A 25,469-nucleotide genomic window follows, 5' to 3' on the forward strand; every position below is an offset into this window, starting at 1 on the left:
CTATTAAATTCAAGCCTCCGGCAAACCAGGAGCGGTTCAGCTCTCACCGTAGGCGTACGTACTACCGCTGGATAGAGCGGGGCGTAGTGGATGAGTTGTTCGCCCAGTTGACCGTGGAAGCAGACCTTGAATGGCTGATGATTGATTCGACGGTCATTCGCGCGCATCAGCATGCGGCCGGGGCCCGCAAGGTAAAAGGGGGGCGCATGCCCAGGGTCTTGGCCGTTCCCGCGGAGGATTGAGCACGAAAATCCACGCTGGAACGGATGCGTTGGGGTTGCCAGTACGGTTGATCGCAGGCCCCGGGCAACAGAACGATGCCACCAGAGGTGAAGAACTCGTCGATGGGCTGCAGGCCGGTGCCGTCCTGGCCGATAAGGGCTACGACAGCAACCAGCTACGACAGAAGATCAAGGATCAGGGCAGCGAAGCCGTCATTCCATCAAGAAAGCATCGGAAGGTCTCTATTCCCTACGACAAAGACCTCTATAAAGAGCGCAATGCCGTGGAGCGCTTCTTCAACAAGCTCAAGCATTTCCGGCGTGTCGCCACCCGATACGACAAACTCCTCGTCAACTTCCTTGGCTTCGTCAAATTGGCCGCTATCGCACTCTGGTTGCGATAGTTAAATTGTCACTACGACCTAGCGCTCGATGAACCCCCTTCGCGCAGCCACAGTCACCGCGTGCGTGCGATCTTCGACACCGAGCTTCGCGAACAAGTGTTTCAGATTGGCTTTGATGGTGTCGATCGAAACGCCGAGCCGCCACGCGATCTGTTTATTGGCGTGACCATCGGCGACAAGGCGCAGGATCGCCAGGTCGCGCTCGGTCAAACGTTCGTCCAGCGCATGCGCGGCCAGGGCATGGGCAATGTCCGGGCTGACCGCGCGACGCCCTGTGTGCACTGCCTGGATCGCGTCAATCAGCTCCTTTCGGATGCTGTTCTTCAGAAGATAGCCGGCGGCGCCCGCCTGGATGGCGCGCACCGCCTGTGCGTCTCCGGGGTAGGTGGTCAGCACCAGGATGGCGGCCTTGGGTGACAAGTGTCTGATCGCTTCGATGGCCGCGACCCCATCCGTGCCCGGCATCTGCACGTCCATCAGGGTCACGTCCGGCCTCAGCTCGCGAAATCGCTGGACCGCCTCATCCCCGTTCGCAGCCTCGCCGACGACCGCCATGGCGGGCTGACGATCGATCAGCGCGGCGATACCTTCGCGAACAATCGGATGATCGTCGACGATCAATACTCGGATCGACGCAGCGGGTGTTGAATTTACGCTCATGATTGCCTCCGGAGAAGCGACAGGAATCCTGGTTCGCGCGTCTTGTAGGCGAGTGCCCCGAGCACGATCAGTGCTACTTCACTGCCCCCTTCGGCGCGCTGCCGGACGACAAGGCGCCCGCCCAGCTTCTGCGCCCGCTCGCGCATGCCGGACAGGCCGAAATGCCCTTCCGCGCCCTGTTGCGCCACCATCGGGTCGATGCCGACGCCGTCATCCATGAAGCGCAGGCTGAACTCGGAATGATAGCCGATCTCGATCATCACCCGGCTGGCGGCAGCGTGCCGCCAGATATTGTACAGCGCTTCGCCCGCAATATAGCAGACTTCGTCGAGCACGAGCGGGGCAAGCGGCTTGCGAGTTCCATCCGTCGAAATCGACACGGTGATGCCGGGATCGAACCCTTGCCGTTTCACCAGATCGGCAAGGATGGTCTCGATATCGCGCGTCTCCTGCTGCAATCGAAGCTCCAGCACCCGGTCGCGCCCCTCCGCGATCACCTGGTCGGCGCGATCGATCGCCGCTTCCAGCGCCAGACGCGTGTCGGCCCTGGCTGGAAGCCCGTCCACCGCGAGCTGAAACCGCAGCGTCAGCGACTGGATCGACTGGAGCAAGGTATCGTGCAACTCGCGCGCGATCCGCTCGCGTTCCTCGATCCGTTCGGCCATCCGCAGGCGGATGCGGTGGGCGATGGTGCGCATCCGGATGGAATAGGCCACCCATAGCAGCGTCAGCACAATCAGCGCGCATAGCAGCTTGAAGGGCCAGCTCTGGAAGAATGTCGGACGGATCTCGAATTCCAGCGCAGCACCCTTCTCGTTCCATACGCCGTCGCTGTTGGCCGCGATCACCTGGAACCGGTACGTGCCGGGACCCAGATTGCTATAGGCCGCCATCCGCCTTGTCCCGGCGGAGACCCAGTCGTCATCGACGCCTTCGAGGCGATAGCGGAACTCCGCGCGGTGGGGTGCCACGAAGCTCAGGCTCGCGTAGGCGATTTCCATCGAACGGGTGCCCGCCGGCAGGATCAACCGGCCCGGATCGCGGTGGACCGCCCCGTTGCTGGAAAGCGAGCGGATGACGACAGGCGGCGGCGACATGTTGCGCGTGAGCTTGCCGGGATCGAGGAAGGACAAGCCTTGCTTTTCCAGCAGCGCGACCCTTCCGTCGCCCCCGACGCCCAGCTGGACCCCGGTGATCGCTGCGTTCTGGGCGGCGCCCAGCCCATCGCGCAAATCATAATATCGGCGGTCGAGCGGCGCGTCGGGGTCGTCGAACGCATGATCGAGATCGGCGGTGGAGACCCTGGATATCCAATGGATACGGCGCATCCAGGTTTCGCCGGCGGCGGTCTGCACCAGGCCCCTCAGGCGGGCGACCCAGGGAAACCGCCGCGCATCGATCCGCGCGATCTGATCTCCCCGTATCCGCAGCAGGCCGTTATTGCCGCTGACGAAAAGATCATGCAGCCCGGCGGTGAGCTTGGAGATGGCGCCGATATCGTAGGGTTCGAGGCTGATCGTCCGCACGCCGGCCGGGCTCAGCCGGACGATCTCGCGGGCCGCCACATAGGCGACATCGCCCTCCGGGGTGACCACCAGGTCGGGCTCGTGCATCACTGGTCCGGGCTTGTCCAGATGATGCCAGCCATCGCCATCATGCCACATCGCGCTGCCGGGCATGATGCCGACCCAAAGCAACCCGCCGCCATCTTCCGCACAGGTCCCGATCAGTTGGACGCCCAGCGGCACGGCGAACTCCGTCCGCTTGCCGTTGTTGAAATGAAAGACCACCGTGGGAGCCGATCGCGGCGACCCGACGCCCCAATAGCCGCCACCGCGCGCCGGGCACATGCCCATCAATCCGTAATCGAGGATCTTGCGGGGGGGAGCGGATGTCAGCTGAAACACGGCATTATCGGTTGATACGAATATATCATCCAACGACGCACTCATCGTGAGTGTCCGGCCGGCGTTTGCCCCGATGCGCGTCTCCCGTTCGGCGCTGGACGGCCGGAACCGGTCCAGCCCGACATCGGCGCCGAACCAGATATTGCCTTCACGATCGACAAAGGGCGCTCGCGTCACATTCGAATTCAGGCCATTGGCCGCGAGAAATCGTTCCAGCTTGTGATCAGGGGTACGGTTCGGGTCCGCCGCGGCCGGGATGTAGAAGAGCCCGACCGCATTCGTCGAACCCCAAAGCCCGCCCGCCGCGTCGAATGCCAGGGATGCATGTTCAAGATCCGGCACCGCGGGATATGAGATGGGTTGCGCGATCACCTTCCCGTCAGAACCGATGCGCAATTGCGTGTGAGTCGGGTCGGCGATCCATAGCCTTCCTTCCCGATCAACCGAGCAGGATGCGTACAGCTCGACGGGAAACGGGCTGGTGCGAAAGGTTTGCGCGCCCGGCGACAGGGAAGCCAGCGCGCCAGTCTCTCGCACGTTCAGCGTGATCCACAATGTGCCATCCCTTGTGACGCATGGCGGCCCCACAAAGCCTTCGGGGAGGCCGAGGCCCGGATCGGCCGAGGCCCAATTTCCATCAAACCAGCGATACAGGCGTTTCGCGCGATACGAGGTGGCCGCCGTCGCCCAGATCGCGCCGTCGGGTGTCTGCGCCAGGCCCACGATCCGCGATGGCGGGCTCTCCATCGGCATCTCGACCAATCGGCCGTCGCGATAGACCGCGACACCGCCATTCTGGCTGTATCCCACCCACAGCTCGCCGGAGCGGGCGATCAGCAACGTGGACGGCGACGAACGTTCCATCGGCGAGCCGGCCGGCGCTGCGATACGCTCGAAACTCACGCCATCGAAGCGATACAAGCCCTCGGTCGAAGCCAGCCAGAGCCACCCGTCAGGCGTTTGGACAATGTCACTGATGCCTGTGGGGGCACCGTCATCCACCGTCCAGCGGGTATGCGTGAATTGCGGAAGCCCCTGTGTCACGAATTGCGCGCCGGCGGGCGCACCCGCAATCAGCGCAACGATGGCGGCCAGTATCGCGTGGAACAGCGATCGCGATTTACGAACAGCGGCGGATGGCGCAAGCATGCTTGAATTCCCCCGGTGCGGCGGCTCTTTCTCACTTCCATGTCTTGTTTGATCTGTCCCTTTCGGTACCCACTCTGAGTAACATAGGAAGGCAGAGGGGCGCCATGGCGCAGGTTCATTGCTCTTCGAGGCTAGCGGGCGCGGGGTGCACGCTGGCGACGAACTGATAGCCCCTGCCAACCACCGTCGCGATATATCGCGGCGCTTCGGGACAATCGCCGAGGATCCGTCGCAAGCCCGCCATGTTGACCTTTAGATTCTCCTCTTCGACGAAGGTATCCGGCCATACGCGCGAAAGCAGCTCGCGCTTGCTCACCAACTCTCCGGGGCGTTCGACCAGTGCTGTCAGCAGGTCGAATGCGCGCCCGCCTATCCGCACCGGAATGCCTGCTTTCAGAAGCAAGAGCCGGCCCGGGTGCAGGGTGAATGATCCGAAGGTGAACGATTTTTGAAGCCGACGACCTCGGCCGGGAGCAGCATTGTGGGGCGGGGAAACGGCAGAGACTTGCATTTCTCGACCTCCAGGCAGGAGCCGGGTGCCCGCGCCACGTCGCCGCGGCATCGCTTGCCCTCTACCGGCATCAAACACGGGCTTAGCTTTCGGGTTCAATCTAGCGTATCGCGGCATTGCGGGCATCCCCCACCCGGGTTGGCAGCACTACCCTATCGGGTAGCCGGCACGAACCGCGCCGGGATTGTCGGCGGATAACCGTTTTAAACCGCGCTTAACTTCGCCCGGTCCCGAGCCCGCAATATCGTCTGTCCAGAACGCAGCCTCGGCGGACGTTGGTTCCGGCGAGATGATCCCGCACCCCATATCCACCCCTTTGCGGCATGGGAGAATGACCATGGCATCCTCGTTGTCCATGAAAGCCAGCATCCGTGCGACAGGCGGAGGTGCCGCGCTGATGGACCCCGCCGACACGCTGATCCTGCTGCTCGACCACCAGTCGGGGCTGTTCCAGACGGTGAAGGACATTCCGGTCGCCGACCTGCGCCGGAATGTGGAGATGATAGTGAAGCTGGCCACGCTTCTCTCCATCCCGGTCATCACGACGGCATCGGAGCCGGCCGGCAGCAATGGGCCGCTGATGCCGGAAATCCACCAATATGCGCCGCATGCCGTCTACGTGCCCCGCAAGGGCGAGGTGAATGCCTGGGACAATGACGATTTTGTCGCGGCGGTTCGATCGACCGGCCGCAAGACGCTGGTCATGGCCGGCGTCTGGACCAGTGTCTGCGTGATGTTCCCGGCACTGGACGCCGTCGCCGCGGGATATGATGTCTATGCGGTGCTGGATGCCTCGGGCGATCCCAGTGAGATCGCGTCGCGGACATCGCTCGCCCGGTTCGTGCAGGGCGGCGTCAAGCCAACCTCGACAAACGCGCTGCTGTCGGAGCTGCATCGCACCTGGGCGCGGCCCGAAGCCGCCGATCTCGCCAAGCTCTACGGTCTCGTCGCGCCGAACTATGCCGCCGTGATCGAGAGCTATGTCAGGGCCCAGCAGGCAGCACGGGAGGCCGGCTGAACCGTCTCCCCAGGTCGCCTTTCCGTTCAGCGCCTTGGGAGGGTGGTCGGACCCGCTTCTCCCGCGGCCGACGTCCCCCCTCCCTCCCCCGGGGGGCGTCGGCCGCAACCGTTCCAGCAGATTTGTGCCCATCCCTGAAGCACAGGTGCGCCATGACCGATCTGATCGCATACGCGCCGCGTATCGTGGCCGCGGCCATTGTCGGCCTGGGATTGATGGTGCTTGCGATGCAAGGCAGCCCCGGCGAAAGGGTCAGCGCGATGGAAAGGAACCGGGCGCTGGCGGCTGCGGGTCTGCGGGCGTGGGCCGAGGGTACGGGCAGCCCGTTTGATCTACTGACCGACGGCGCGCGCTGGACCATCACCGGCAATTCGCTGGTCGCGAAGACCTATCCCAGCAAGGACGCCTTCATTAGCGAGGTGATCGCGCCCCTCAATGCCCGGATGCGCGAACGGCTGGTCCCCAGGATCCGCCATCTCTATGCCGAAGGCGACACGGTGGTGGCCCTCTTCGATGCCAGGGGCGTGGCGCTGGACGGCAAGCCTTATGCCGACAGCCATGCCTGGATATTGCGCTTCAAGGACGGGCGCATCGTGGAGGCCCATGCCTTCTTCGACGCTGTCGCTTTCGATGACCTTTGGATGCGCGTTATTCCGCCATCCATCAATTGAACGCACCCAGACCGAGATCTGGAAGCGCCGTGCCCGATCGGCTTGGTGCCGGTCTAGGGACCCATACGCCCCTCGAACACCAAGCATTGGAGAATGAGATGAAGCGATTGATCCTTTCCCTGTTTCTGGCTGCCGCCGTCCTGGCCCCCACCTCCCTGACATTCGCGGCATCTCCCACCGTGGCGGCGGTCGAACGCCCGGTTCCCACCTTCCATCGCTATGCGACCATCGACGGCGTGAAGGTGTTCTATCGCGAGGCCGGTCGTGTGGATGCGCCGGTCGTGCTGCTGCTGCATGGCTTTCCGACCTCGTCCCACATGTTCCGCAACCTGATCCCGCTGCTGGCCACGCGATATCACGTCATCGCACCGGATTATCCCGGTTACGGCCAGAGCGATGCGCCCGACCGCGCCCGCTTTCCCTACACCTTCGCCCGCTATGCCGACATGATGGATACGCTGCTCGGGCAGCTGGGGGCCCGCAAATATGCAATGTATGTCATGGATTACGGCGCGCCGGTCGGCTATCGCCTGGCGCTCAAGCATCCCGAACGGGTCAGCGCCCTCATCGTCCAGAACGGCAATGCCTATGAGGAGGGGCTGGGTGCCTTCTGGGACCCGATCAAGGCCTATTGGTCGGAGGGAACGCAGCAGCGTCGTGAAGCGCTTTCGAACCTGGTGACGCTGGACATCACCAAGTTCCAATATACCGACGGCATGAGCGACGTCGCGCGCATCAGCCCGGACAATTGGGTGCATGACCAGACCCTGCTGGACCGGCCGGGAAACAAGGATATCCAGCTCGATCTGTTCTATGACTACCGCACCAATGTGCCGCTCTATCCGGATTTCCAGAAATTCTTCCGGACGCAGCGGCCGCCGACGCTGATCGTCTGGGGCAAGAACGACAAGATCTTCCCCGAGGCGGGGGCGCATCCCTATCTCCGCGACCTGCCGGATGCCGAAATCCATATCCTGAACACCGGTCATTTCGCCCTGGAGGACAAGCTGGACGAAATGGCCCCCCTGATCATCAGCTTTCTTGATCGCAAGGTCGGCAAGCGCTGAACGGCCCCATCGATCCGCCGGTCCGTGTCGCATCGCCGCGTTCCCTTAAGAGCGACATGGACTGGCTTATTATTCCATAAGCAGGAATAGTAAATCGCCAGATATAAGAATTCTTCCTTTTATTGTTCTGAAGCAATGATCAGGGACGCCGGATGAACGGTCCCAGATCCGTGCGGGAGCAGACCCATGAAGCTCTATTTCCATCCTTTGTCCGGCCATGCGCACCGCGCCCGCCTGTTCCTCTCCCTCATCGGTGCCGATGTGGAGATAGTCGAGGTCGATCTGGCCACGGGTGCGCACAAATCGCCGGAATATCTGGCGCTGGACCGGTTCGGCCAGGTGCCGCTGCTGGTGGATGACGGTACCATCGTGCCGGATTCCAACGCCATCATGGTCTATGCAGCCAAGAAGTTCGGCCGCACCGACTGGCTGCCGGAGGATGCGGCTGGTGCCGCGAAAGTTCAGCGCTGGCTGTCTGTCGCTGCCGGCCAGATTGCCTTCGGCCCGGCTGCCGCCCGGCTGATCACGCTGTTCAAGGCCGGCTTCAACGCGGACGAGGTGATCGGCCGCGCCCATGCCATCCTGACGCTGATCGAGGCTGAACTGGAAGGCCGCGACTGGATCGCGGCATCCCGGGCGACCATCGCCGATGTGGCGCTCTACAGCTATATTGCCCGCGCGCCGGAGGGGAACGTCGATCTGGCCCCCTACGGCAATGTCCGGGCCTGGCTGGACCGCATCGAAGCGCTGCCGGGCTTCGTGGAATTCGTCAAGACGCCGATCGGTCCGGCCGCCTGACCCGGTTGTCCGGTCCACCCGCCGGAAGGAGAGAGCCATGTTGAAGGAACCGGTGTCCAAGCCATCCCCCTTCCATCCGGGAGAGGTGCAGCTTCAGCGCGCGGTCGGCGTGGCGGAGCGGATGGACGAGGTCGGACGCCGGATCATCCGTGACCACATGCCCGACCAGCATCGCGATTTCTACCGCCAACTGCCCTTCGTGGTGCTGGGGTCGGTCGATGATGCTGGGGACAGCTGGGCAACTCTGCTGACGGGCAAGCCCGGTTTCATATACAGCCCCGACCCTCGCACACTGTCCTTCTCCGCCGCGCGCGATGCGGGCGACCCGGCGGTGTCCTCCCTGGCCAGCGGCCGGGCGGTCGGCCTTCTGGGAATTGAACTGCACACCCGCCGCCGCAACCGCATGAATGGCCGGATTGCCGGCTTCGGGCCCGGAGGCTTCGATGTGAAGGTCGAACATTCCTTCGGGAACTGCCCGCAATATATCCAGCTTCGTGATTATGAATTCGTCCGCGATCCCGCCGATATCGGTGGACTGCCCGACGCGGTGGTGAGTGGTGACTTGGACGCGCGAGCGCGGGCGTTGATCGCCGCGGCGGACACGTTCTTCGTCTCCTCCTATGTCGATGACGCGGATGGCCGTCATGTCGATGCCTCCCATCGCGGCGGGCGGCCCGGTTTCGTGCGTATCAATGCGGACGGGTCGCTGACTATCCCCGATTTCGCCGGCAATCTGCTGTTCAACACGTTGGGCAATTTTCTGATCAATCCCAAGGCCGGCGTTATCTTTCCGGATTTCGAGACGGGCGACATGTTGCACCTGACGGGTGATGCCGGCGTGATCTTGCAATCCGATGAGATCGCGGCCTTCCAGGGGGCGGAGCGGCTTTGGACCTTCCGGCCCCGCAAGGTGATCTTCCGCCCCGCCGCGCTGGCCCTGCGCTGGGCGTTCCAGCCGGAGGGCTGGTCGCCCAACAGTCTGATGACCGGTGACTGGGACAAGGTTCGCGTCCGCATGGCCGCCGCCGCCGTGACGTCGCGATGGCGGCCCTTCCGCATCGCCAAGCTGGTTGATGAAAGCAGCGTGATCCGCTCCTTTCACCTGGAACCGGTCGATGGCCACGGCATCGCCGCGCATGAGGCAGGCCAGCACCTGCCCGTCCGGGTAAGGCCAAAGGCGGCGGCGGAACCGGTGATCCGGACCTATACGATCTCCACCGCACCTTCCGATGGCTTCTTTCGGATTAGTGTCAAACGCCAGGGGCTGGTCTCCAACCATCTCCATGGCCTGTCGGTGGGTGATATCGTGGAGGTGCGGGCGCCCGCCGGCGGCTTCACCATCGATGCGGCGGAGCGGCGGCCCGCCGTCCTTCTGGCGGCGGGCGTCGGCGTCACCCCGATGCTGGCCATGCTGCGGCACATCGTTTTCGAAGGGCTGCGCAGGCGGCGGGTAAGGCCGACCTGGTTCTTCCATGCTGCCCGAACGCTGGCGGAGCGGGCCTTCGATCAGGAGATCGCAGAACTGGTGGTGCGGTCGGACGGTGCCGTCCGCCTGATCCGTGTCCTGGGCGAGGTGAGCGGTGCCTGCAAGGGGCGCGACTATGACACGGGCGGCCGCGTCGATATCGACCTGCTCCGGTCCATCCTGCCGTTCGACGGCTATGATTTCTACATGTGCGGCCCACCCGGTTTCATGCAGGGGATGTACGACCAGCTTCGCGCTGTCGGCACGCCTGACGATTGCATCCATGCTGAAGCTTTCGGGCCGGCCTCCCTGACGCGCACCACCGACCGGACCCCGGCACCTTTGCCACCACCCTCGCCGACGCCGGTGCCGATCGCCTTCGCCAGATCGGGCAAGGAGGCGCGCTGGGAACCGGGCAAGGGCAGCCTTCTCGACCTGGCGGAGGCGCGGGGGCTGAAGCCGGAGTTCAGTTGCCGCGTCGGAAGCTGCGGCACCTGTGCCGCCAAGGTCCTTGCCGGAAAGGTCACCTACGATCAGTCGCCCCAGGCCAAGGTCGCAGGGGACACCGCTCTCGTCTGCTGTGCCGTCCCGGCAGAGGGCGGCGATAAGCTGATCCTCGATCTCTGAAACCCACAATCGACAGACAGGAACCTGCCCATCCCCCGTCCGCCTTTGCCGCCTTTCACCGAACAGAGTGCGCGTGAAAAGGTCCGCTTGGTCGAAGATGGCTGGAACAGCCGCGCGCCCGCCAAGGTCGCCTTGGCCTACATGGAGGATACGATCTGGTGCAACCGCGGCGAATTCCCGCACGGCAGGGCTCAGGTACAGGCGTTTCTGGAACGCAAATGGGCCAAGGAGCTGGATTACCTGCTGATCAAGGAACTCTGAGCCTTCACCGGCAACCGCATTGCCGTGCGCTATACCTATGAATATCACGATGACAGCGGCAACTGGTTCCGGGCCTATGGCAACGAGAACGGGGAATTCGCCGCCGATGGGCTGATGCAGCATCGTCATGCCAGCATCAACGAACATCCGATCCGTGAACGGGATCGTAAGTTCCGCTGGCCTTGGGCCGCCGTCCCGACGACCATCCCGGCCTGTCGGAGCTGGGGCTCTGATCGTTGAACCGCCCCTTAAGCACCACGCGAGCCACGCGATTGTTCTGAACCGCAGCGAGTCGGCCCGCACTACCGGGACGCCAGCTTGACGGCGGAGAATGCGCGGACGCATCAGGGGGGATTTTCTAGTTCGTGATGTTCGCAAGGTGTGGTGCCAGATTTGCATCCGGCAGACTTGGCGCGGTTCAGTATCCAGCAGGCTAGTTCGGGGGGTGGCCGGGATGAGGTAATTAGATGTTCACGGATAAATTGTCATACCATCGGTCAAATCCAGCCCCCGCATCCAAGCATTAATACGAAAATCCTAGTAACTCCAATGAGTTGATGGAATTTTGCGTTTTGGCGCCAAGTGCCAAACCTGAGCCAATATTCATTATAATCAATGAGTTAGCTTCGCAGGTTCAAATCGTGTCGCCAGCCTTGGTCGACCAGTTCAGCAGGCGATCCGCAAGATATGCGTCGTTCCATCCAGAGGAACGCGGATACCATCCGCCGTTCCGGTGACCGCTGTCCCATCAAGGCTGGCGCTTGCCCCCCTTTCCACCTGGACATCGCATCGGGTGCCCGCCACGATGACGGCGGCGGTGAAGCCTGGCCAGGTGCTGGGAAGGCAGGGGGCGATGAGCAAGTATTCCCCCTCGCGGCGGATGCCGAGGATGCCTTCGATCCCGGCGCGGTACATCCATCCGGCTGAGCCGGTGTACCAGGTCCAGCCGCCGCGTCCGGCATGGGGGGCGACCGAATAGATGTCGGCGGCCACGACATAGGGCTCCACCTTGTAGCGGTCGGCGGCCTGGGGTGTGGCAGCATGGTTGATCGGGTTCAGCAGGGCGAAAAGATCGGCGGCCTTGTCCCCCTGGCCCAGCCTGGCGAAGGCCAGCACCGCCCACATGGCGGCGTGGCTGTATTGTCCACCATTCTCGCGCAGGCCCGGCGGATAGCCCTTGATATAGCCGGGATCGTGCGGCGTCTGGTCGAAGGGCGGCGTGAACAGCAGGGCCAGTCCCTCGTCTCGGCGGATTAGCTTACGATCCAGCGATGCCATGGCCGTGGCCGCCCGCGCCGGATCGGCCGCCCCCGACAGCACGGCCCAGGACTGGGCGATGCTGTCGATCCGGCATTCTGCGCTGTCGCTGGAGCCCAGCCAGGTGCCGTCATCATAGGTGGCGCGGCGGTACCAGGCGCCGTCCCAGCCCTCCCGTTCCACGGCGTCGCGCAGCCGGTCGGCATGCGCCCGCCAGCGTTCCGCCCGACCCGGGTCGCGGGTATCCGCCAGGGGGGCGAACAGGGCGATGGTGCGCAGCAATAGCCAGCCCAGCCAGACGCTTTCGCCCCGCCCCTCTTGCCCGACGCGGTTCATGCCGTCATTCCAGTCGCCAGTGCCGATCAGCGGCAATCCGTGCGCGCCCGTCAGGTCCAGGCACTGGTCCAGGCCGCGGGCACAATGCTCGAACAGCGATCCCGTTTCGTCGGTCGCCATGGGCTGGAAGAAGGCGTCATGCTCGCCGGGCGCCAGGGGCGATCCGTCCAGGAAGGGCACGATCTCGTCCAGCACGGCATGGTCGCCGGAACCGGCGACATACTGGGCGGTGGCATAGGCCAGCCAGACGCGGTCGTCGGAAATCCGTGTCCGCACGCCCTGGCCGGAATGGGGCAGCCACCAATGCTGGACATCGCCCTGGATGAATTGCCGGCCGGCCGTGCGCAGCAGGTGGCGCCGCGTCTCCTCCGGCTGGGCCAGGCTGAGCGCCATGCCATCCTGGAGCTGGTCGCGGAAGCCATAGGCCCCGCTGGCCTGGTAGAAGGCGGAGCGCGCCCAGACCCGGCAGGCGATGGTCTGGTACAGCAGCCAGCCGTTCAGCATGATGTCCATGGCCCGGTCGGGGGTGGTGACCTGGACGGCGCCCAGCAAACGTGTCCATTGCGCCGTCACCTCGGCCAGCACCCCATCCAGGTCGGCGGCGCGGTACTTCACGATCAGCGCGCGGGCCTCCTCCGTCGATCCGCCCTGGCCCAGCAGCCAGACGATCTCCACCGTCTCGCCCGGGCCCAGCTCCACCACGCCCTGCAAGGCTGCGCACGGGTCGAGGCCGCCGCCGACGCGGCCGGACAGGGCATTGCGGCCCAACAGCGCCGCTGGTGCCGCCATGCTGCCATCACGGCCCAGAAACCCTGTCCGGTCGCCCGTCCATGCCGTCTGCCGTCCGCACAGGTCGGCAAAGGCGACGCGGCCGGAGAACGACGTGCTCCACGGATTGCGGGCCAGCAGCGCGCCGGTGGCCGCGTCGATTTCCGTGATGATGAAAGGGCCCGATGCCCCGCGTGAGGTGCCCAGCACCCATTCAGCATAGGCGGTGACCGACAGCTTGCGGGGCGCGCCGGAGAGGTTGCGCAGGCTGAGGCGTGAGATGCGGACGGGATCGTCGGTCGGCACATAATGCAGCAGGTCGAGCGCGATGCCGTTGGCCTGATGCTCGAACCGGCTGTAGCCGAAGCCGTGGCGGGCGATATAGGTACCGCCGTCGCGGATCGGCTGGGCCGTGGCGGACCACAGGTCGCCCGTCACCTCGTCGCGGATATAGATCGCGTCGCCGGCCGGATCGGCCACGGGATCGTTGGACCATGGGGTCAGCTGGTTTTCCCGGCTGTTCCCGGCCCAGCAATAGCCGCTGCCATCGGCCGAGACCTGGAAGCCGAAGCCCGGATTGGCGATGACATTGATCCAGGGGGCTGGCGTCGTCCGGCCCTCATCCAGAATGACGACATATTCCCGCCCGTCCTTGTCGAAACCACCCAGCCCATTGAAGAACTCCAACCCCGACGGGGCCGGTATCGGTATCGCCGGCGTGTGGCGATGAGGGGGCGGCGGCACGCGGGCCGGCAGGGCCGGCAGATGGTCGAACTGGCCGGCCAGGGGGCCGCGCCTTGCCACCAGCACGATACGGGCCACGGCCGACAGCAGGGCGCGGGCCTCCACGCTCAACAGGTCGGCGCGCAGCGTATAGGCGGCACCCTGGGCCAGTTCCGTGCCATGGCGGGGACGCGACTGGCTGCTGCGCACCGCCGTCTCGATGGCGATCTGCAGGTCCTGGATATAGGAGGAGGCGCGTTCATTGACGATGACCAGATCGACGGCCAGCCGCTTCATGCGCCAATATTCATGCGCCCGCAGCAATTGGCGGACCTGGTCCATATCCTCCACATCGTCGATACGCAGCAGGACGATGGGCAGGTCGCCGGAAATGCCGTGCGGCCACAGGCCCGATTGCGGGCCGATGCCGCGCAGGATCGCATCGGAAGGGGCGCGGAAACGCGGATCGGCATAGAGGATGGGGGCGGCCAGCCGTTGGAAATCGGCGGCCTCTGCGGCATCGACGCCCAGATGGCGGAGTTGCACCTGAGCTTGGGTCCAGGCCAGGGTCCGAGCCCGGTCGAAAGCGTTGCGGTCGTGATGCTGGTCGATCAGGTCGAGAAGCTCGGCGCGCGTGGCGGCGACCAGGGTCCAGAACGATAGCTTGACGACCCCGCCCGGCGGCACCAGCACGCATTGGCGCAGTGCGAACACCGGGTCCAGCACCGTGCCGACGCTGCTGGACAAATGATGCCCGTCCTGGAGGGCGGCGGCCGACCCGACGGCCCGGCTGCGGCCCAGGAACCGTGCCCGGTCGGTCTCATATTGCGGCTCAGCTGCCGGTTCACCCTCCACCACGGCGAAATGGGCGGCCCAGACCTGTGCTTCCTCCGGGCCACGCGGGCGGCGGGTGGCGACCAGGGCCCCGAACTCGGGCAGATATTCGGTCTGCACGAACAGCTTGGTGAAGGCGGGGTGGGCGATGTCGGCCGCCTGGCCGGTCAGCACCAGTTCAGCGTAGGAGGTCAGGTCGATCCGGCGCGGGCGGCGGCTGCTGTTGGTCAGCGACACGCGGCGTACCTCGCCATCCACCTCGCTGGAGACCAGCACGGTCATCTGCGTGGTCAGGCCGCCGTCGCGGCGGATGAAATCGGCATGATCCTCGCTGAACAGCACCTCCTGCTCGTCCGCCGTCGGGCCAAGCGGCTGCGCGCCGGCCGACCACAGGCCGCCGCCATGGCAATCGCGCAGGAAGATGAAGCTGCCATGGTCGTCGCGGGTGGCATCTTCGCGCCAGCGGGTGATGGCGATGTCGCGCCAGCGGCTATAGCCGCCGCCCGTGGCGGTCAACATGACGCCGTAGCGTCCGTTCGACAGCAGGTGGGTCACCGGGCCGCCGGGTGACAGCGGCGCCACGCGGCGTACTACGGGGGCCGCACCTCCGGCCTCCATTGCCGCCGCCTTCACCTCCTCGGCACGGGGCGGGGCGATGGGCACATCGCGCGGCATGCGTTCCTGCAACAGCAACTCGCAGGCCTGGATCATTGGCTCGCGGTGGAAGCGGGCGCGCATCCGCCCGTCTTGCAGGGTATTGGCGATGGCGACGATGGTCATGCCCTGGTGATGGGCCATGTAGTTGCGCACGATGGCCAGGTCCGCGCCCTCGGGCAGGCGGGTGCGGGTGAAGTCCACCGCCTCGTAGAAGCCGTAGCGGCCATTGGCACCCAGGGCGGCCAGCCTATCGTAATTGCGCCGCGCGGCATGGGCATCGACCATGCTGGCCAGACCCGTGGCATAGGGGGCGATCACCAGATTTTCCGCCAGGCCGCGCTTCAACCCCAGGCCGGGCACGCCGAAATTGGAATATTGATAGGTGAATTCCAGGTCCCGTGCGTTATAGGCGGATTCCGAGATGCCCCACGGGATGCCCAGGGCCTGCGCATAGGATCGCTGCCAGCCGACGACCAGGCGGTTGGTCTGTTCCAGCAGGCTGCCCAGGGGTGCGCGCATCACCAGGGACGGCATCAGATATTCAAACATCGATCCCGACCAGGAGATCAGGGCCGAGCCGCTGCCGATGGGGGCGGCCGTCCGGCCCAGCCGGAACCAGTGCTTGGTCGGTGCATCGCCCTTGGCCACGGCGAACAGGCTGGCCAGCCGTGCTTCCGACGCCAGCAGGTCATAGCAGCTCGGGTCCAGACGGTTGTCGGGCAGGGAATAGCCGATGCACAGCAGCTTGCGTTCCGGGTCGAGCAGGAAGGCGAAATCCATGCCCAGCGCCAGGGCGCGGGCCATTTCCGCCAGCCGCAGCAGGCGGTCGCGCAACGGGATGGCCCCGGTCTCGCCTGAAACCCGGTCGCGGGCCTGCTCCGCCAGGGTTTTGCCCAGCGCTTCGACCCAGAACAGCAGGTCGGCGGCAGCGTCATCCCCGGTCGCGGGCAGCAGGTCGCGCGCCAGCCTGGCGGCCTTGTCACCCAGGCGCTTCAGGGCGGGCGCCAGGATATCGAGCGACAGCGAACCGGCCAGCAAGGTATCGCTCTCCGTCAGGCACCCGGCCAGCAGGCGTCCGCGCTCCCCGCCGGCGGCGGGCAGGGCGGCCAGGGCCTGCCGGGCCAGCGACAGATTGTCCGCCAGACCCTGGCGGGAAAGGGCTGCCGGACGCGGCGTATCGGTCCACTCCGCGCAGGCATTGGCCAGCACGATCAGATGGCCGGCCAGGTTACCGCTATCCACCGACGAGATATAGGCCGGGTCGAGGGGCCGCAAATCCTGAGTGTCATACCAGTTGAAGAAATGGCCCCTGAACCGGGCCAACCCCTGCATGGTGGCAAGCGTTGCCTCCAGCCGTTCGACGGTTTCCAGCGCGCCGGTCCAGCCGAAATCGCGGGCGGCGACGGTGGACAGCAGGCAGAGGCCCATGTTGGTCGGCGAGGTGCGGCGGGCCACGACGGGCCGGGGTGTCTCCTGGAAATTATCCGGCGGCAGCATATTGTCCGGTGGCGCCACGAAGCTTTCGAAGAAACGCCAGGTGCGCCGGGCGATCAGGCGGAGGGCGTCGCCATCGCCGGCCGTGACCGCCTGTTCCGGCGCCACGCCGGCCGGCCGGCTGACATGCAGGGCGATGGCGGGTGCGGCCAGCCAGAGCAGGGCGAAGCACACGGCCAGCGGCCAGCCGGCCGGCGCCAGCAGGATGGCAGCCGCCGGCATCGCCAGCCCCAGCGCCACGCCTCCTGCCATCTGTTGATAAAAGCCGCGCAGGTCCAGGCGCGGGCTGCCCGTCGATTGCGCGGCGGTCGTCCATTCCAGCAGGTGGCGGCGGCTGATGAACAGCCGGTTCAGCGTGCGGATGATGGCGTCCGCGTTGCGCCAGGTCTGATCGGCCAGGAAGGTGACCGACAGCAGGCCCTGCAAGGTGGCCAGCCGCAGATCGGCGATCAGCCCTTCCATATGGGCGCGCAGCCGGACGCCATTGCGGCGGGGCAGCAGGGCGAAGGCGGCGGGCAGGAAGCCGGGGGCGACCAACGCGGTCAGCAGCAGCAGCGTTCCCGCCGTCGCGGCCGGCGGGGGCAGCAGCCAGCACAGAAACAGGGTGACGATGCCGGCCGGTGCCAGTAGCGACCGGCGCAGATTGTCCAGCATCTTCCAGCGCCCGGTGGCGGGCATGGCATGGGGGCCCGTCCGCCGCCCGAAGATCCAGGGCAGCAATTGCCAGTCGCCCCGGACCCAGCGATGCTGGCGTTTGCCAGCGACGTCGTAGCGGGACGGGAATTCCTCCACCACCTCGACATCCGATGCCAGCCCGGCGCGGGCGAAGCTGCCCTCGAACAGGTCATGGCTCAGCAGGCTGTTTTCCGGGACCCGGCCGGCCAGCGCCGCCTCGAACGCATCCAGGTCATAGATGCCCTTGCCGGTGTAGGAACCCTCGCCGAACAGGTCCTGGTAAACATCGGAAACGGCGGCGGCATAGGGGTCCATGCCGCCGGGGCCGGAGAATACCCGTTGATAGGCCGATCCCTCGCGCCCCAGCGGCAGTGACGGCGTGACGCGCGGCTGCAGGATGGCATAGCCGCCGGTGACGCGCTGGCTGGCTTCGTCGAACAGCGGCCGGTTCAGCGGATGAGCCATCTTGCCGATCAGACGCAGGGCCGCGTCGCGGGGCAGGCGCGTATCGGCATCCAGGGTGATGACATAGCGCACATCGGCGGGCACCACCGGCGTCCGGCCGTCCACGTCCATGAAGCTGGTATCGGTGGCGCCGCGCAGCAGCCGGTTCAGTTCATGCAGCTTGCCGCGCTTGCGCTCCCACCCCATCCAGCGGCCTTCGGACGGGTTGAACCGGCGGTGGCGGTGCAGCAGCAGGAAACGTTTGCCGGCAGGCCCTGGCCCGTGGCGGCTGTTCAGGTCGGCGATGAATGCTGTGGCCAGCGCCAGCAGGGCGGTGTCGCCGTCCAGCACCTCGCGATCGCCATCCATCCCGTCGGTCAGCAGGGCGAAGGTCAGGTCGCCGCCACCGCCGGCCAGATGATGCACCTCCAGCCGCTCGATCTGCTCGCGCAGGTCGGCCTCGCCGGTCAGCAGGGTCGGCACGGCGACCAGGGTGCGCAGGGAGGCCGGCACCCCGCCGGTCAGGTCCAGGCCCGGCAGGGTTACGGCCCCGAAACTCCAGGTGACCGCCCGGTTGACCAGGGCCGTCGCCAGTTCGGTTGCCGGCAGGAAAGCGGCCATGGCCAGCAGCAGCGGCAGGATGATGCCTGTATCGGGCGGCAGCACCGCCCAGAGTGCCGCCGCCAGCAGGGTGCCGGTGACGAACAGGATGGAGCCGACATAACCCGCCATGCCCAGCCGGACATTGAACCGGCTGATCCACAGCCGGGGCGGGGGGCGGAAGCCGATACGGTGTTCCAGTGCCGGCCGGCCGCCGGCGATCAGGTGGTACCCAGGATCGGACCTTCGTTCCGCCTCGGCGCCACCAGCGGCCGATGCCATCGCGGCGGCCATCAGCGCCGCCCCGGCAACATCCAGTTCGCTGTGGGACGAACCATGGGCCAACTGCTCGATGGCGCTGCGATACAGGTTGCGGGTGCGGAAATCCATGGCGGCGAACGGGCTTTCCGACCGCAGCCGCGCATCCACCAGGCTGACGCTTTCCACCAGGTCGGCCCAGTCCATGGCGGAGATCAGCCGCATGCTAGTGATGACATTGCGCACGGTGACGTTGGAGGCGCCCTGGCGTTGCTGGGCATGCTGCACCACCTCCTCCATACTGGTGCCCTGCCGCCGCAACCGTTCCTCCAGCCAACCCAGGGCCGGCGTCGTTCGGGGGTCGTGGTCGCGCAGCCGCTTGGCAAGCTGGGCCGCGAACCGTTCGGACAGCGGGCCGGGGGCGATATCGGGGATGGTTGCGATGGAGTTCGCTGCCAGCAACCGGTCGGCCAATGTTCCGGCCTCAGCCCTGGCCTTGCGCCCGGTGGTGATCTGGTCGGCCAGCCGGCGCAGGTTTTCGATCAGGACGATGCGCAGGGTGATGGCGACGGCCCAAAGCTCGCCGATGGTAAGCGGCTGGACCCGCTGATAGGCGGCGATGAAGCGGCGCAGGCTATCGGGATCGACATGGCTGTCGGTATGGGCGACAAAGGCCCAGGCGATCTCGAACACCCTTGGATATCCGGCGAACGGGCCGCCGGCCAGCTTGGGCAACTGGCGATAATATCCCGGCGGCAGGTCGTCGCGGATCTCGCGGATCTGCTCTTCCACCAGATGGTAATTGTCCAGCAGCCATTCGGCGGCGGGCACCACGCCGCGGCCAGCCTCCAGTTCCACGGCACCGGCACGATAGGCGGCCAGCAGCACGCGGGCATTGTTGTCCAGCCTGGCATGCAGGGACAGGACGACGGGTGGGCGACAGGTCACCTCCTGGGCGGCGGCCAGGGTGCCGGCATGCTGTTCAAGCCGCTCGATGCCGAAAAGTTCCTCGCGGACGGGCCGTGGGTCCGCCCAGGGCGGTGCCGGCGGCCGGCGGCCCAGGATACGGTGAAAGATGGGGATCATCGGCATTTCTCCCGCCCAGATCGCCCTGGTGTTAGGGCCACAGGCGTCGGGTTGGAAACGGCACAGGCGCATGCTGTGCCAGTGTCATCGGGAAACAAATCTAGTGGTGCCATTCGGACCGGGCCGGCAGGTCGCCGCCGACATCGACATGGGCGACATCATCGGGCGGTCGCTGGTGTTTGTCAGTGAACCGCAGGCTGAGGCGGCGTCCATCAGCCGTTTGCAGGCACAGGTCCCGGCGGCCGAATATCTCCCGCAAGGTCGATGGTGCCAGCCGGATTTGACCGGCGCAGACCACCTGCCCGGAAAGTTCAAGAAAGCCTTCGAAATCATACTCGACCGGGGCGATCAGCTCATCGCCGCAGGTCAGGGTGCCGGCCCCGCGAAGGCCGCCAAGATACTGCATGATCGGTCTCATTCTCCGGCAGGAAGAATTATAGGTGTGCGATCAGCCTTGAGCACCTCTTCCAGTTCCCTGGTATCGATGGGAAGAGCCTCGCGAATGGAACTGAGAACGCCGATGGCGGGCGTATGGAGCCTTGCCGATATGCGGCGGTAGGCGGAAAACGACAGGCCGCTGATCTCTTCCTCATCGATTTCCAGGCGGTAAACACCGGCGGGCAGCACGCTGTCGAACGAGGTGAGTGCAAAGGGGTGGTCTAATGTGACCGTCGTTTCCGTCGTGCGGATGGGCATGGGCTGATCCTTCCATTTTGAGGATGGGTGGTGGCGCATACCGGCGGTTGGTTCGCACCTACGCTGCCTTATCCATCGCCTGCCGGATGGCCCGGGCAAGATGTGTGGCGCGGAACGGCTTGCGGATCACGACCGCATCCGGTGGCAGCAAGGGCCGGGGCAGCGGTATGCCGTCATTGAACAGGCGCGGAACCAACAGCGCCCGCAGGATCGGTGCCGTGCCGATGAATGCCGGGATACAGGGCAGATGGGCGTCCATGATGATCAGATCCGGATGCAAGCTGTGCGCGGCCGTGATGGCTTGGCCGGTGGTGCGGACGATGGCGCAGATTTCATGTCCCATCGCGTGCAGTTGGGTGGACAGTTGCAAGGCGATCCGGGGTTCATCTTCGGCGATCACGATGCGCAGGCTTCTGTCCATCTCCATCACCTTGGGGATGGCGCCCCCTTCATTGTCCCATCGGGCCAGGGGATCGGGAGGCATCGCATCCGGGCTCTGTCGGTCGGCCATCGTCAAGACGGCATCGCATGGGCTTCGATCAGCCAGAGCTGCCGGTCCATGTTCTGCGATATTTCAGCGAACAGGTTGGCGGTATCCGGATCGCCATAGGAGGTGGAGAGATCGATGGCCTCCCGCGCTGATCGACCGAAGGCGGTCAGCGGCTTTGACAGGGCGATGACATGATGGCGGACATCCGACAAACCCAGGGGATAGGGGGCCAGGAAGGACTGGTCTGCGGCTGCCTGCACGGTGCCATGTGCGGTGCCGCCCAAGGCGCCGGCCCTTTCCGCGATCAAGTCGGTATAGACTTCGATCTTGACGGACGTGCTGCTGAACAGTCTATGCCCCGCATTGAAGGCTGGTCCCCTGACATTCCAATGCGCCTGCTTGACCTGGGCATGCAGATCAATGGCGGCGGCCAAGTGACGGTTCAGCAGTTCGACGGATCGAACCCGAATGGCTTTGGATAGAGGGTTATTCGTAGGGTGCATGGTCTTACTCCCGCCGTCGGTGATGATCATAAATGATGGATAGAATTGGTGGGCAGAGTCGGAAAATACCCAGACCCGAAAGTGTTAATCTTTATACTCTTTTTCGTACTATGAAACCCATTTTAACATGTTAAAATTAGCTTGGCGCCGAATATCTATCCGGCGAATATTTAAAGGTGTTTTGATTATGACAACTCAAGGCCCAGGCCCACCGGACGACGCGCCGGTCGGGACAGCGTTTCCCGTTGTGGCCATCGGTGCCTCGGCCGGCGGATTGGATGCGGCCACCCGGTTTGTGGCGGAACTTGGGGATGGCGGGGGTGCCGCCTTCATCCTGGTTCAGCATCTCGACCCCAATCATGACAGCCTGCTGGCCGACCTGCTGGCGGGCCATACCGCGCTTCCCGTCCGGGATGTCACCGATGGCATGGAGATCCGTCCCGGTCATATCCATGTCATCCCGCCCGGAACATACCTGTCGGTTGCCGACGGGCGCTTGCGCCTGATGTCGCCGCAGGCGCGGCATGGCGCGCGTCTGCCGTTCGATTTCCTGCTGACGGCACTGGCCCGGGATTACGGTCCGCGGGCGGTCTGCGTGGTGCTGTCAGGCTCCGGTGCGGATGGCAGCCTGGGATTGAGAGCGGTGCATGCGGCCGGGGGTATGGTCATCGCCCAAGACCCGACGGAAGCGGCGCATGACGGGATGCCGCGCAGCGCCATCGCCACGGGGCTGGTCGATCATGTGTTGCCGGTGGCGGCCATGCCGGCGATGATCCGCGGCCATCCCGGAACCACGGGTGCCAAGGCACCGGCTGGCCCCTTGGATGGACTGCCGGCGGTCATCGACCTGCTGCGCGCCCATACGCCCCATGATTTCTCGTTGTACAAGAAAGGTACGCTGCATCGCCGCATCGACAGACGCATGGCCATGGCCGGCATCGCGGCGGACGGGATGGGGGCCTATCTGGACCTGTTGCGCCACGACCCGATGGAGCGCGACAATCTGGCCAAGGACCTGCTGATCAACGTCACCGCCTTCTTCCGCGATTCCGCGGTTTTCGATTTGCTGGCGGCCACCGTCATTCCCGACCTGATCCGGGGGCGGGGGCCGGATGATCACCTGCGCCTGTGGGTGGCCGGGTGCAGCACGGGTGAGGAGACCTATTCGCTGGCCATGCTGCTTCTGGAGCAGATGTCCCTGCCGGGCCCGGCGATCAAGCTGCAGCTTTTCGCTTCCGACGTGGATCCCGACGCGGTGGCGAAGGCCCGCGAGGGGCTTTATCCCGCCGGCATCGTTGAGGCGGTGTCGCCCGAGCGGCTGGCCCGGTTCTTCATCCATGAGGATGGTGGCTACCGGGTCACCCAGGAACTGCGCAGCCTGGTGGTGTTCACGGTCCAGGATGTGCTGGCAGACCCGCCTTTCTCCCGGCTGGACTTCATCTCCTGCCGCAACCTGCTGATCTATCTGCTGCCCGAGGCGCAGGCGCGGGTGCTGGCCCTGTTCCATTTCGCGCTTCGCGACGGTGGCTTCCTGCTGCTGGGCGGGGCGGAGACGGTGGCGCCGGCCGGTGCCGACCAGTTCGAGGTGGTGTCGAAAACTGCCCGGCTCTACCGGCATGTCGGTCGAAGCCGGCCGGGCGATTTCAGTTTCCTGATGAGTGCCGGCGACGGCGTCCGCGCCCCGGTCCGGATGGGTGTCGGCCCCGCACCGTCGCGCCAGGCGGCGCTGGCCGAGCTGTGCCAGCGGCTGGTGACGCAGGATTATGCCCCGGCGGCGGTGCTGATCAACCGCCGGCACGATTGCCTCTATTCCCTGGGGCCGACGGAACGCTATTTGCGGGTGCCGCCCGGTCATCCGACCCATGACCTGTTGTCCATGGTGCTGCCCGGCCTGTCGGTGAAGCTGCGCGGTGCCATCCAACGGGCGCGGCAGGATCAGACGAGGATCATGGTCACGGGCGGCCGGTCCCGCCGTGACGGCGACAATCACGCCTTCAGCATCGCCGTGCAGCCCGTCCGCCATGACGGGGAAGACCTGATGCTGGTCTGCTTCATGGATCAGGTCCAGGTCGACACGCATGTCGACCCCGCGGCCGCGCGTACCGGCGACGTCCCCGTGCGTGCGCTTGAGCGCGAGCTGGACCATACGCGGACGGAACTGGAGGCGGCCATCCGCAACCTGGAACTGGCCGGGGTGGAGCAGAAAGCCATCGCCCAGGAGGCGCTGTCGATCAACGAGGAGTACCAGTCCGCAAATGAGGAATTGCTGACCTCCAAGGAGGAGTTGCAGTCGCTGAACGAGGAACTGACCGCCCTGAACAGCCAGTTGCACGAGACCCTGGAACGGCAGCGCACCACCGCCAACGATCTGCAGAACGTGCTGTACAGCACCGATGTGGCCACCATCTTCCTGGACCCCCGGCTGGCCATCCGGTTTTTCACACCGGCGACGCGGTCGCTGTTCAGCATCCTGCCCGGCGATGTCGGCCGGCCCCTGGCCGATCTCAGCTCGCTGGCCGCCGACGGGGCCCTGATTGCCGATGCGCAGTCGGTGCTGCGCAGCTGCGTGCCGATGGAACGGGAGATCGAGGCGCGGACGGGAGCCTGGTACCTGCGTCGTGTGCTGCCCTACCGTACCCAGGATGACCGGGTGGAAGGCGTGGTGATCACCTTCACCGACATCACCGAGCGCCGGCATGTGGCCAACGCCTTGAACGCGGCCAAGCGCGAGGCCGACGTGGCCAACCGGGGCAAGTCGCGCTTCCTGGCCGCCGCCAGCCATGACCTCCGCCAACCCTTGCAGACCCTGACCCTGTTGCAGGGCGTGCTGGCCAACAGAGCCACGGGTGGTCAGCGGGAACTGTTGGACCGGATGGGGGAGACGGTGGGCGCCATGTCCGGCATGCTGAATGCCCTGTTGGACATCAACCAGATCGAGGCCGGTGTCGTCACCACGAACGTGACCCGCTTTTCCCTCAGCGACCTGCTTGCGCGCATGCGCGACGAGTTCAGCTATCATGCCCAGGCCCGCCGTCTGGTCCTGCGCACGGTTTCCTGCAGCGCCATGGCGTTCAGCGACCGCCACCTGTTGGAACAGATGATCCGCAACCTGCTGTCCAACGCACTGAAATATACCAGGACGGGCAAGGTGCTGATGGGCTGCCGGCGCCGGGCGGGCGGCATCGTCAGTATTGAGATCTGGGATACTGGTGTCGGCATCCCGGAGGCCGACCAGCAGATGATCTTCGAGGAACATCACCAGATACTCCAGGCTGGCGAGCGGCCCGGCAACGGATTGGGTCTGGGCCTGTCCATCGTCCGGCGGCTGAGCGTGCTGCTTGGGCACCCCGTGCGGGTCCGCTCCATACCAGGCAAGGGGTCTATGTTCGCGGTGGATATCCTGCCCGATTCTGGCGCGGTGCTGCTGCCGGAGCCGTCGGCGGTGTCGGCGCCGGAGCCGGTGGTGAACGTATCTGCCAACGTCCTGGTGGTGGAGGATGATCCGGAGGTGCGCGACTTGCTGGGTATGGTATTGGCGGAGGCGGGGCACCGGCCGATAATGGCGGTTGATGGTCCGTCCGCGTTGCGCCTGATGGCGACGGGGGATTTCCGACCGGACCTGCTGCTGCTAGATTTCAACCTGCCGGGCGGCATGAACGGCCTGGATCTGCTGGGGGCGTTGCGCCGTGCTCTGCGTCGCCAGGTGCCGGGCCTGTTGCTGACGGCTGACATTTCCACCGAGACACTGCGCGCCATCGCGCTACGCAACGAGGTGCAACTGCATAAGCCGGTTAACCCGGCTGCCCTGCTGCGCGCCATGCAGCGATTGCTGTCCGCTCCGCCGCTGACGGCACGGATGCTGTCGGGAACCGCCGATGACGATACCGGT

The 25,469-nt window shown here is 65.4% G+C and carries 14 protein-coding genes and 2 pseudogenes; 8 read left to right on the forward strand and 8 right to left on the reverse strand.

Features of this window, described 5'->3' with window-relative positions; all coding sequences use genetic code 11:
* Window positions 1–625, forward strand: a pseudogene (locus ACM9HJ_RS30240) (IS5 family transposase); the annotation flags it as partial.
* A gap of 18 nt (window positions 626–643) precedes the next feature.
* On the opposite strand, the gene ACM9HJ_RS30245 reads toward ACM9HJ_RS30240, so the two are convergent.
* From ACM9HJ_RS30245 to ACM9HJ_RS30255, 3 genes are all read right to left on the reverse strand, one after another.
* On the reverse strand, window positions 644–1,285 hold the full coding sequence (locus tag ACM9HJ_RS30245; protein WP_416575528.1) for a response regulator transcription factor: 642 nt from the start codon (window positions 1,283–1,285) through the stop codon (window positions 644–646).
* The gene (locus tag ACM9HJ_RS30250; RefSeq protein WP_416575529.1) at window positions 1,282–4,341 is read right to left on the reverse strand and encodes a triple tyrosine motif-containing protein; all 3,060 of its coding nucleotides are present in this window, start codon (window positions 4,339–4,341) and stop codon (window positions 1,282–1,284) included. Before ACM9HJ_RS30250 ends, ACM9HJ_RS30245 begins: the two co-directional genes overlap by 4 nt.
* A gap of 115 nt (window positions 4,342–4,456) precedes the next feature.
* Window positions 4,457–4,852 carry a winged helix-turn-helix domain-containing protein gene (locus tag ACM9HJ_RS30255; protein WP_416575530.1) on the reverse strand — a complete coding sequence of 132 codons (396 nt, stop codon included), beginning with the start codon at window positions 4,850–4,852 and terminating at the stop codon, window positions 4,457–4,459.
* A gap of 337 nt (window positions 4,853–5,189) precedes the next feature.
* Here ACM9HJ_RS30255 and ACM9HJ_RS30260 point away from each other — a divergent pair, with 337 nt between their 5' ends.
* The 6 genes and pseudogenes from ACM9HJ_RS30260 to ACM9HJ_RS30285 all read left to right on the forward strand — a co-directional run bounded on the left by ACM9HJ_RS30260 (window position 5,190) and on the right by ACM9HJ_RS30285 (window position 10,999).
* Window positions 5,190–5,870 carry an isochorismatase family protein gene (locus ACM9HJ_RS30260; protein WP_416575531.1) on the forward strand — a complete coding sequence of 227 codons (681 nt, stop codon included), beginning with the start codon at window positions 5,190–5,192 and terminating at the stop codon, window positions 5,868–5,870.
* 152 nt (window positions 5,871–6,022) lie between these two features.
* Window positions 6,023–6,541 (forward strand): nuclear transport factor 2 family protein, encoded by a 519-nt coding sequence (locus tag ACM9HJ_RS30265; protein WP_416575532.1) that lies wholly within the window; start codon window positions 6,023–6,025, stop codon window positions 6,539–6,541.
* Between the two features lie 98 nt (window positions 6,542–6,639).
* Window positions 6,640–7,608, forward strand: coding sequence for an alpha/beta fold hydrolase (locus ACM9HJ_RS30270; RefSeq protein WP_416575533.1), 969 nt, complete (start codon window positions 6,640–6,642; stop codon window positions 7,606–7,608).
* Between the two features lie 186 nt (window positions 7,609–7,794).
* On the forward strand, window positions 7,795–8,406 hold the full coding sequence (locus ACM9HJ_RS30275) for a glutathione S-transferase family protein (protein ID WP_416575534.1): 612 nt from the start codon (window positions 7,795–7,797) through the stop codon (window positions 8,404–8,406).
* A 37-nt stretch (window positions 8,407–8,443) separates the two neighbouring features.
* On the forward strand, window positions 8,444–10,498 hold the full coding sequence (locus tag ACM9HJ_RS30280) for a pyridoxamine 5'-phosphate oxidase family protein (protein ID WP_416575535.1): 2,055 nt from the start codon (window positions 8,444–8,446) through the stop codon (window positions 10,496–10,498).
* An 87-nt stretch (window positions 10,499–10,585) separates the two neighbouring features.
* Window positions 10,586–10,999, forward strand: a pseudogene (locus tag ACM9HJ_RS30285) (DUF1348 family protein).
* Window positions 11,000–11,425: 426 nt separating this feature from the next.
* Here ACM9HJ_RS30285 and ACM9HJ_RS30290 read toward each other — a convergent pair.
* From ACM9HJ_RS30290 to dps, 5 genes are all read right to left on the reverse strand, one after another.
* Window positions 11,426–19,891, reverse strand: coding sequence for a GH36-type glycosyl hydrolase domain-containing protein (locus ACM9HJ_RS30290; RefSeq protein WP_416575536.1), 8,466 nt, complete (start codon window positions 19,889–19,891; stop codon window positions 11,426–11,428).
* Between the two features lie 100 nt (window positions 19,892–19,991).
* The gene (locus ACM9HJ_RS30295) at window positions 19,992–20,297 is read right to left on the reverse strand and encodes a hypothetical protein (protein ID WP_416575537.1); all 306 of its coding nucleotides are present in this window, start codon (window positions 20,295–20,297) and stop codon (window positions 19,992–19,994) included.
* A gap of 8 nt (window positions 20,298–20,305) precedes the next feature.
* The gene (locus ACM9HJ_RS30300) at window positions 20,306–20,587 is read right to left on the reverse strand and encodes a hypothetical protein (protein WP_416575538.1); all 282 of its coding nucleotides are present in this window, start codon (window positions 20,585–20,587) and stop codon (window positions 20,306–20,308) included.
* Window positions 20,588–20,645: 58 nt separating this feature from the next.
* Window positions 20,646–21,104 carry a hypothetical protein gene (locus ACM9HJ_RS30305; protein ID WP_416575539.1) on the reverse strand — a complete coding sequence of 153 codons (459 nt, stop codon included), beginning with the start codon at window positions 21,102–21,104 and terminating at the stop codon, window positions 20,646–20,648.
* A complete protein-coding gene (dps, locus tag ACM9HJ_RS30310) occupies window positions 21,101–21,580 on the reverse strand; it encodes a DNA starvation/stationary phase protection protein Dps (RefSeq protein WP_416575540.1) in 480 nt (159 codons plus the stop codon). The genes ACM9HJ_RS30305 and dps overlap by 4 nt, the downstream gene beginning before the upstream one ends.
* Before the next feature lie 247 nt (window positions 21,581–21,827).
* Between dps and ACM9HJ_RS30315 the strand changes: the two genes are divergently transcribed.
* On the forward strand, window positions 21,828–25,469 hold a 3,642-nt coding region (locus tag ACM9HJ_RS30315), incomplete at its 3' end, for a chemotaxis protein CheB (RefSeq protein WP_416575541.1).

It is taken from the genome of Niveispirillum sp. KHB5.9 (assembly GCF_048066115.1).
In the GTDB taxonomy this organism is placed as follows: Bacteria; Pseudomonadota; Alphaproteobacteria; order Azospirillales; family Azospirillaceae; genus Niveispirillum.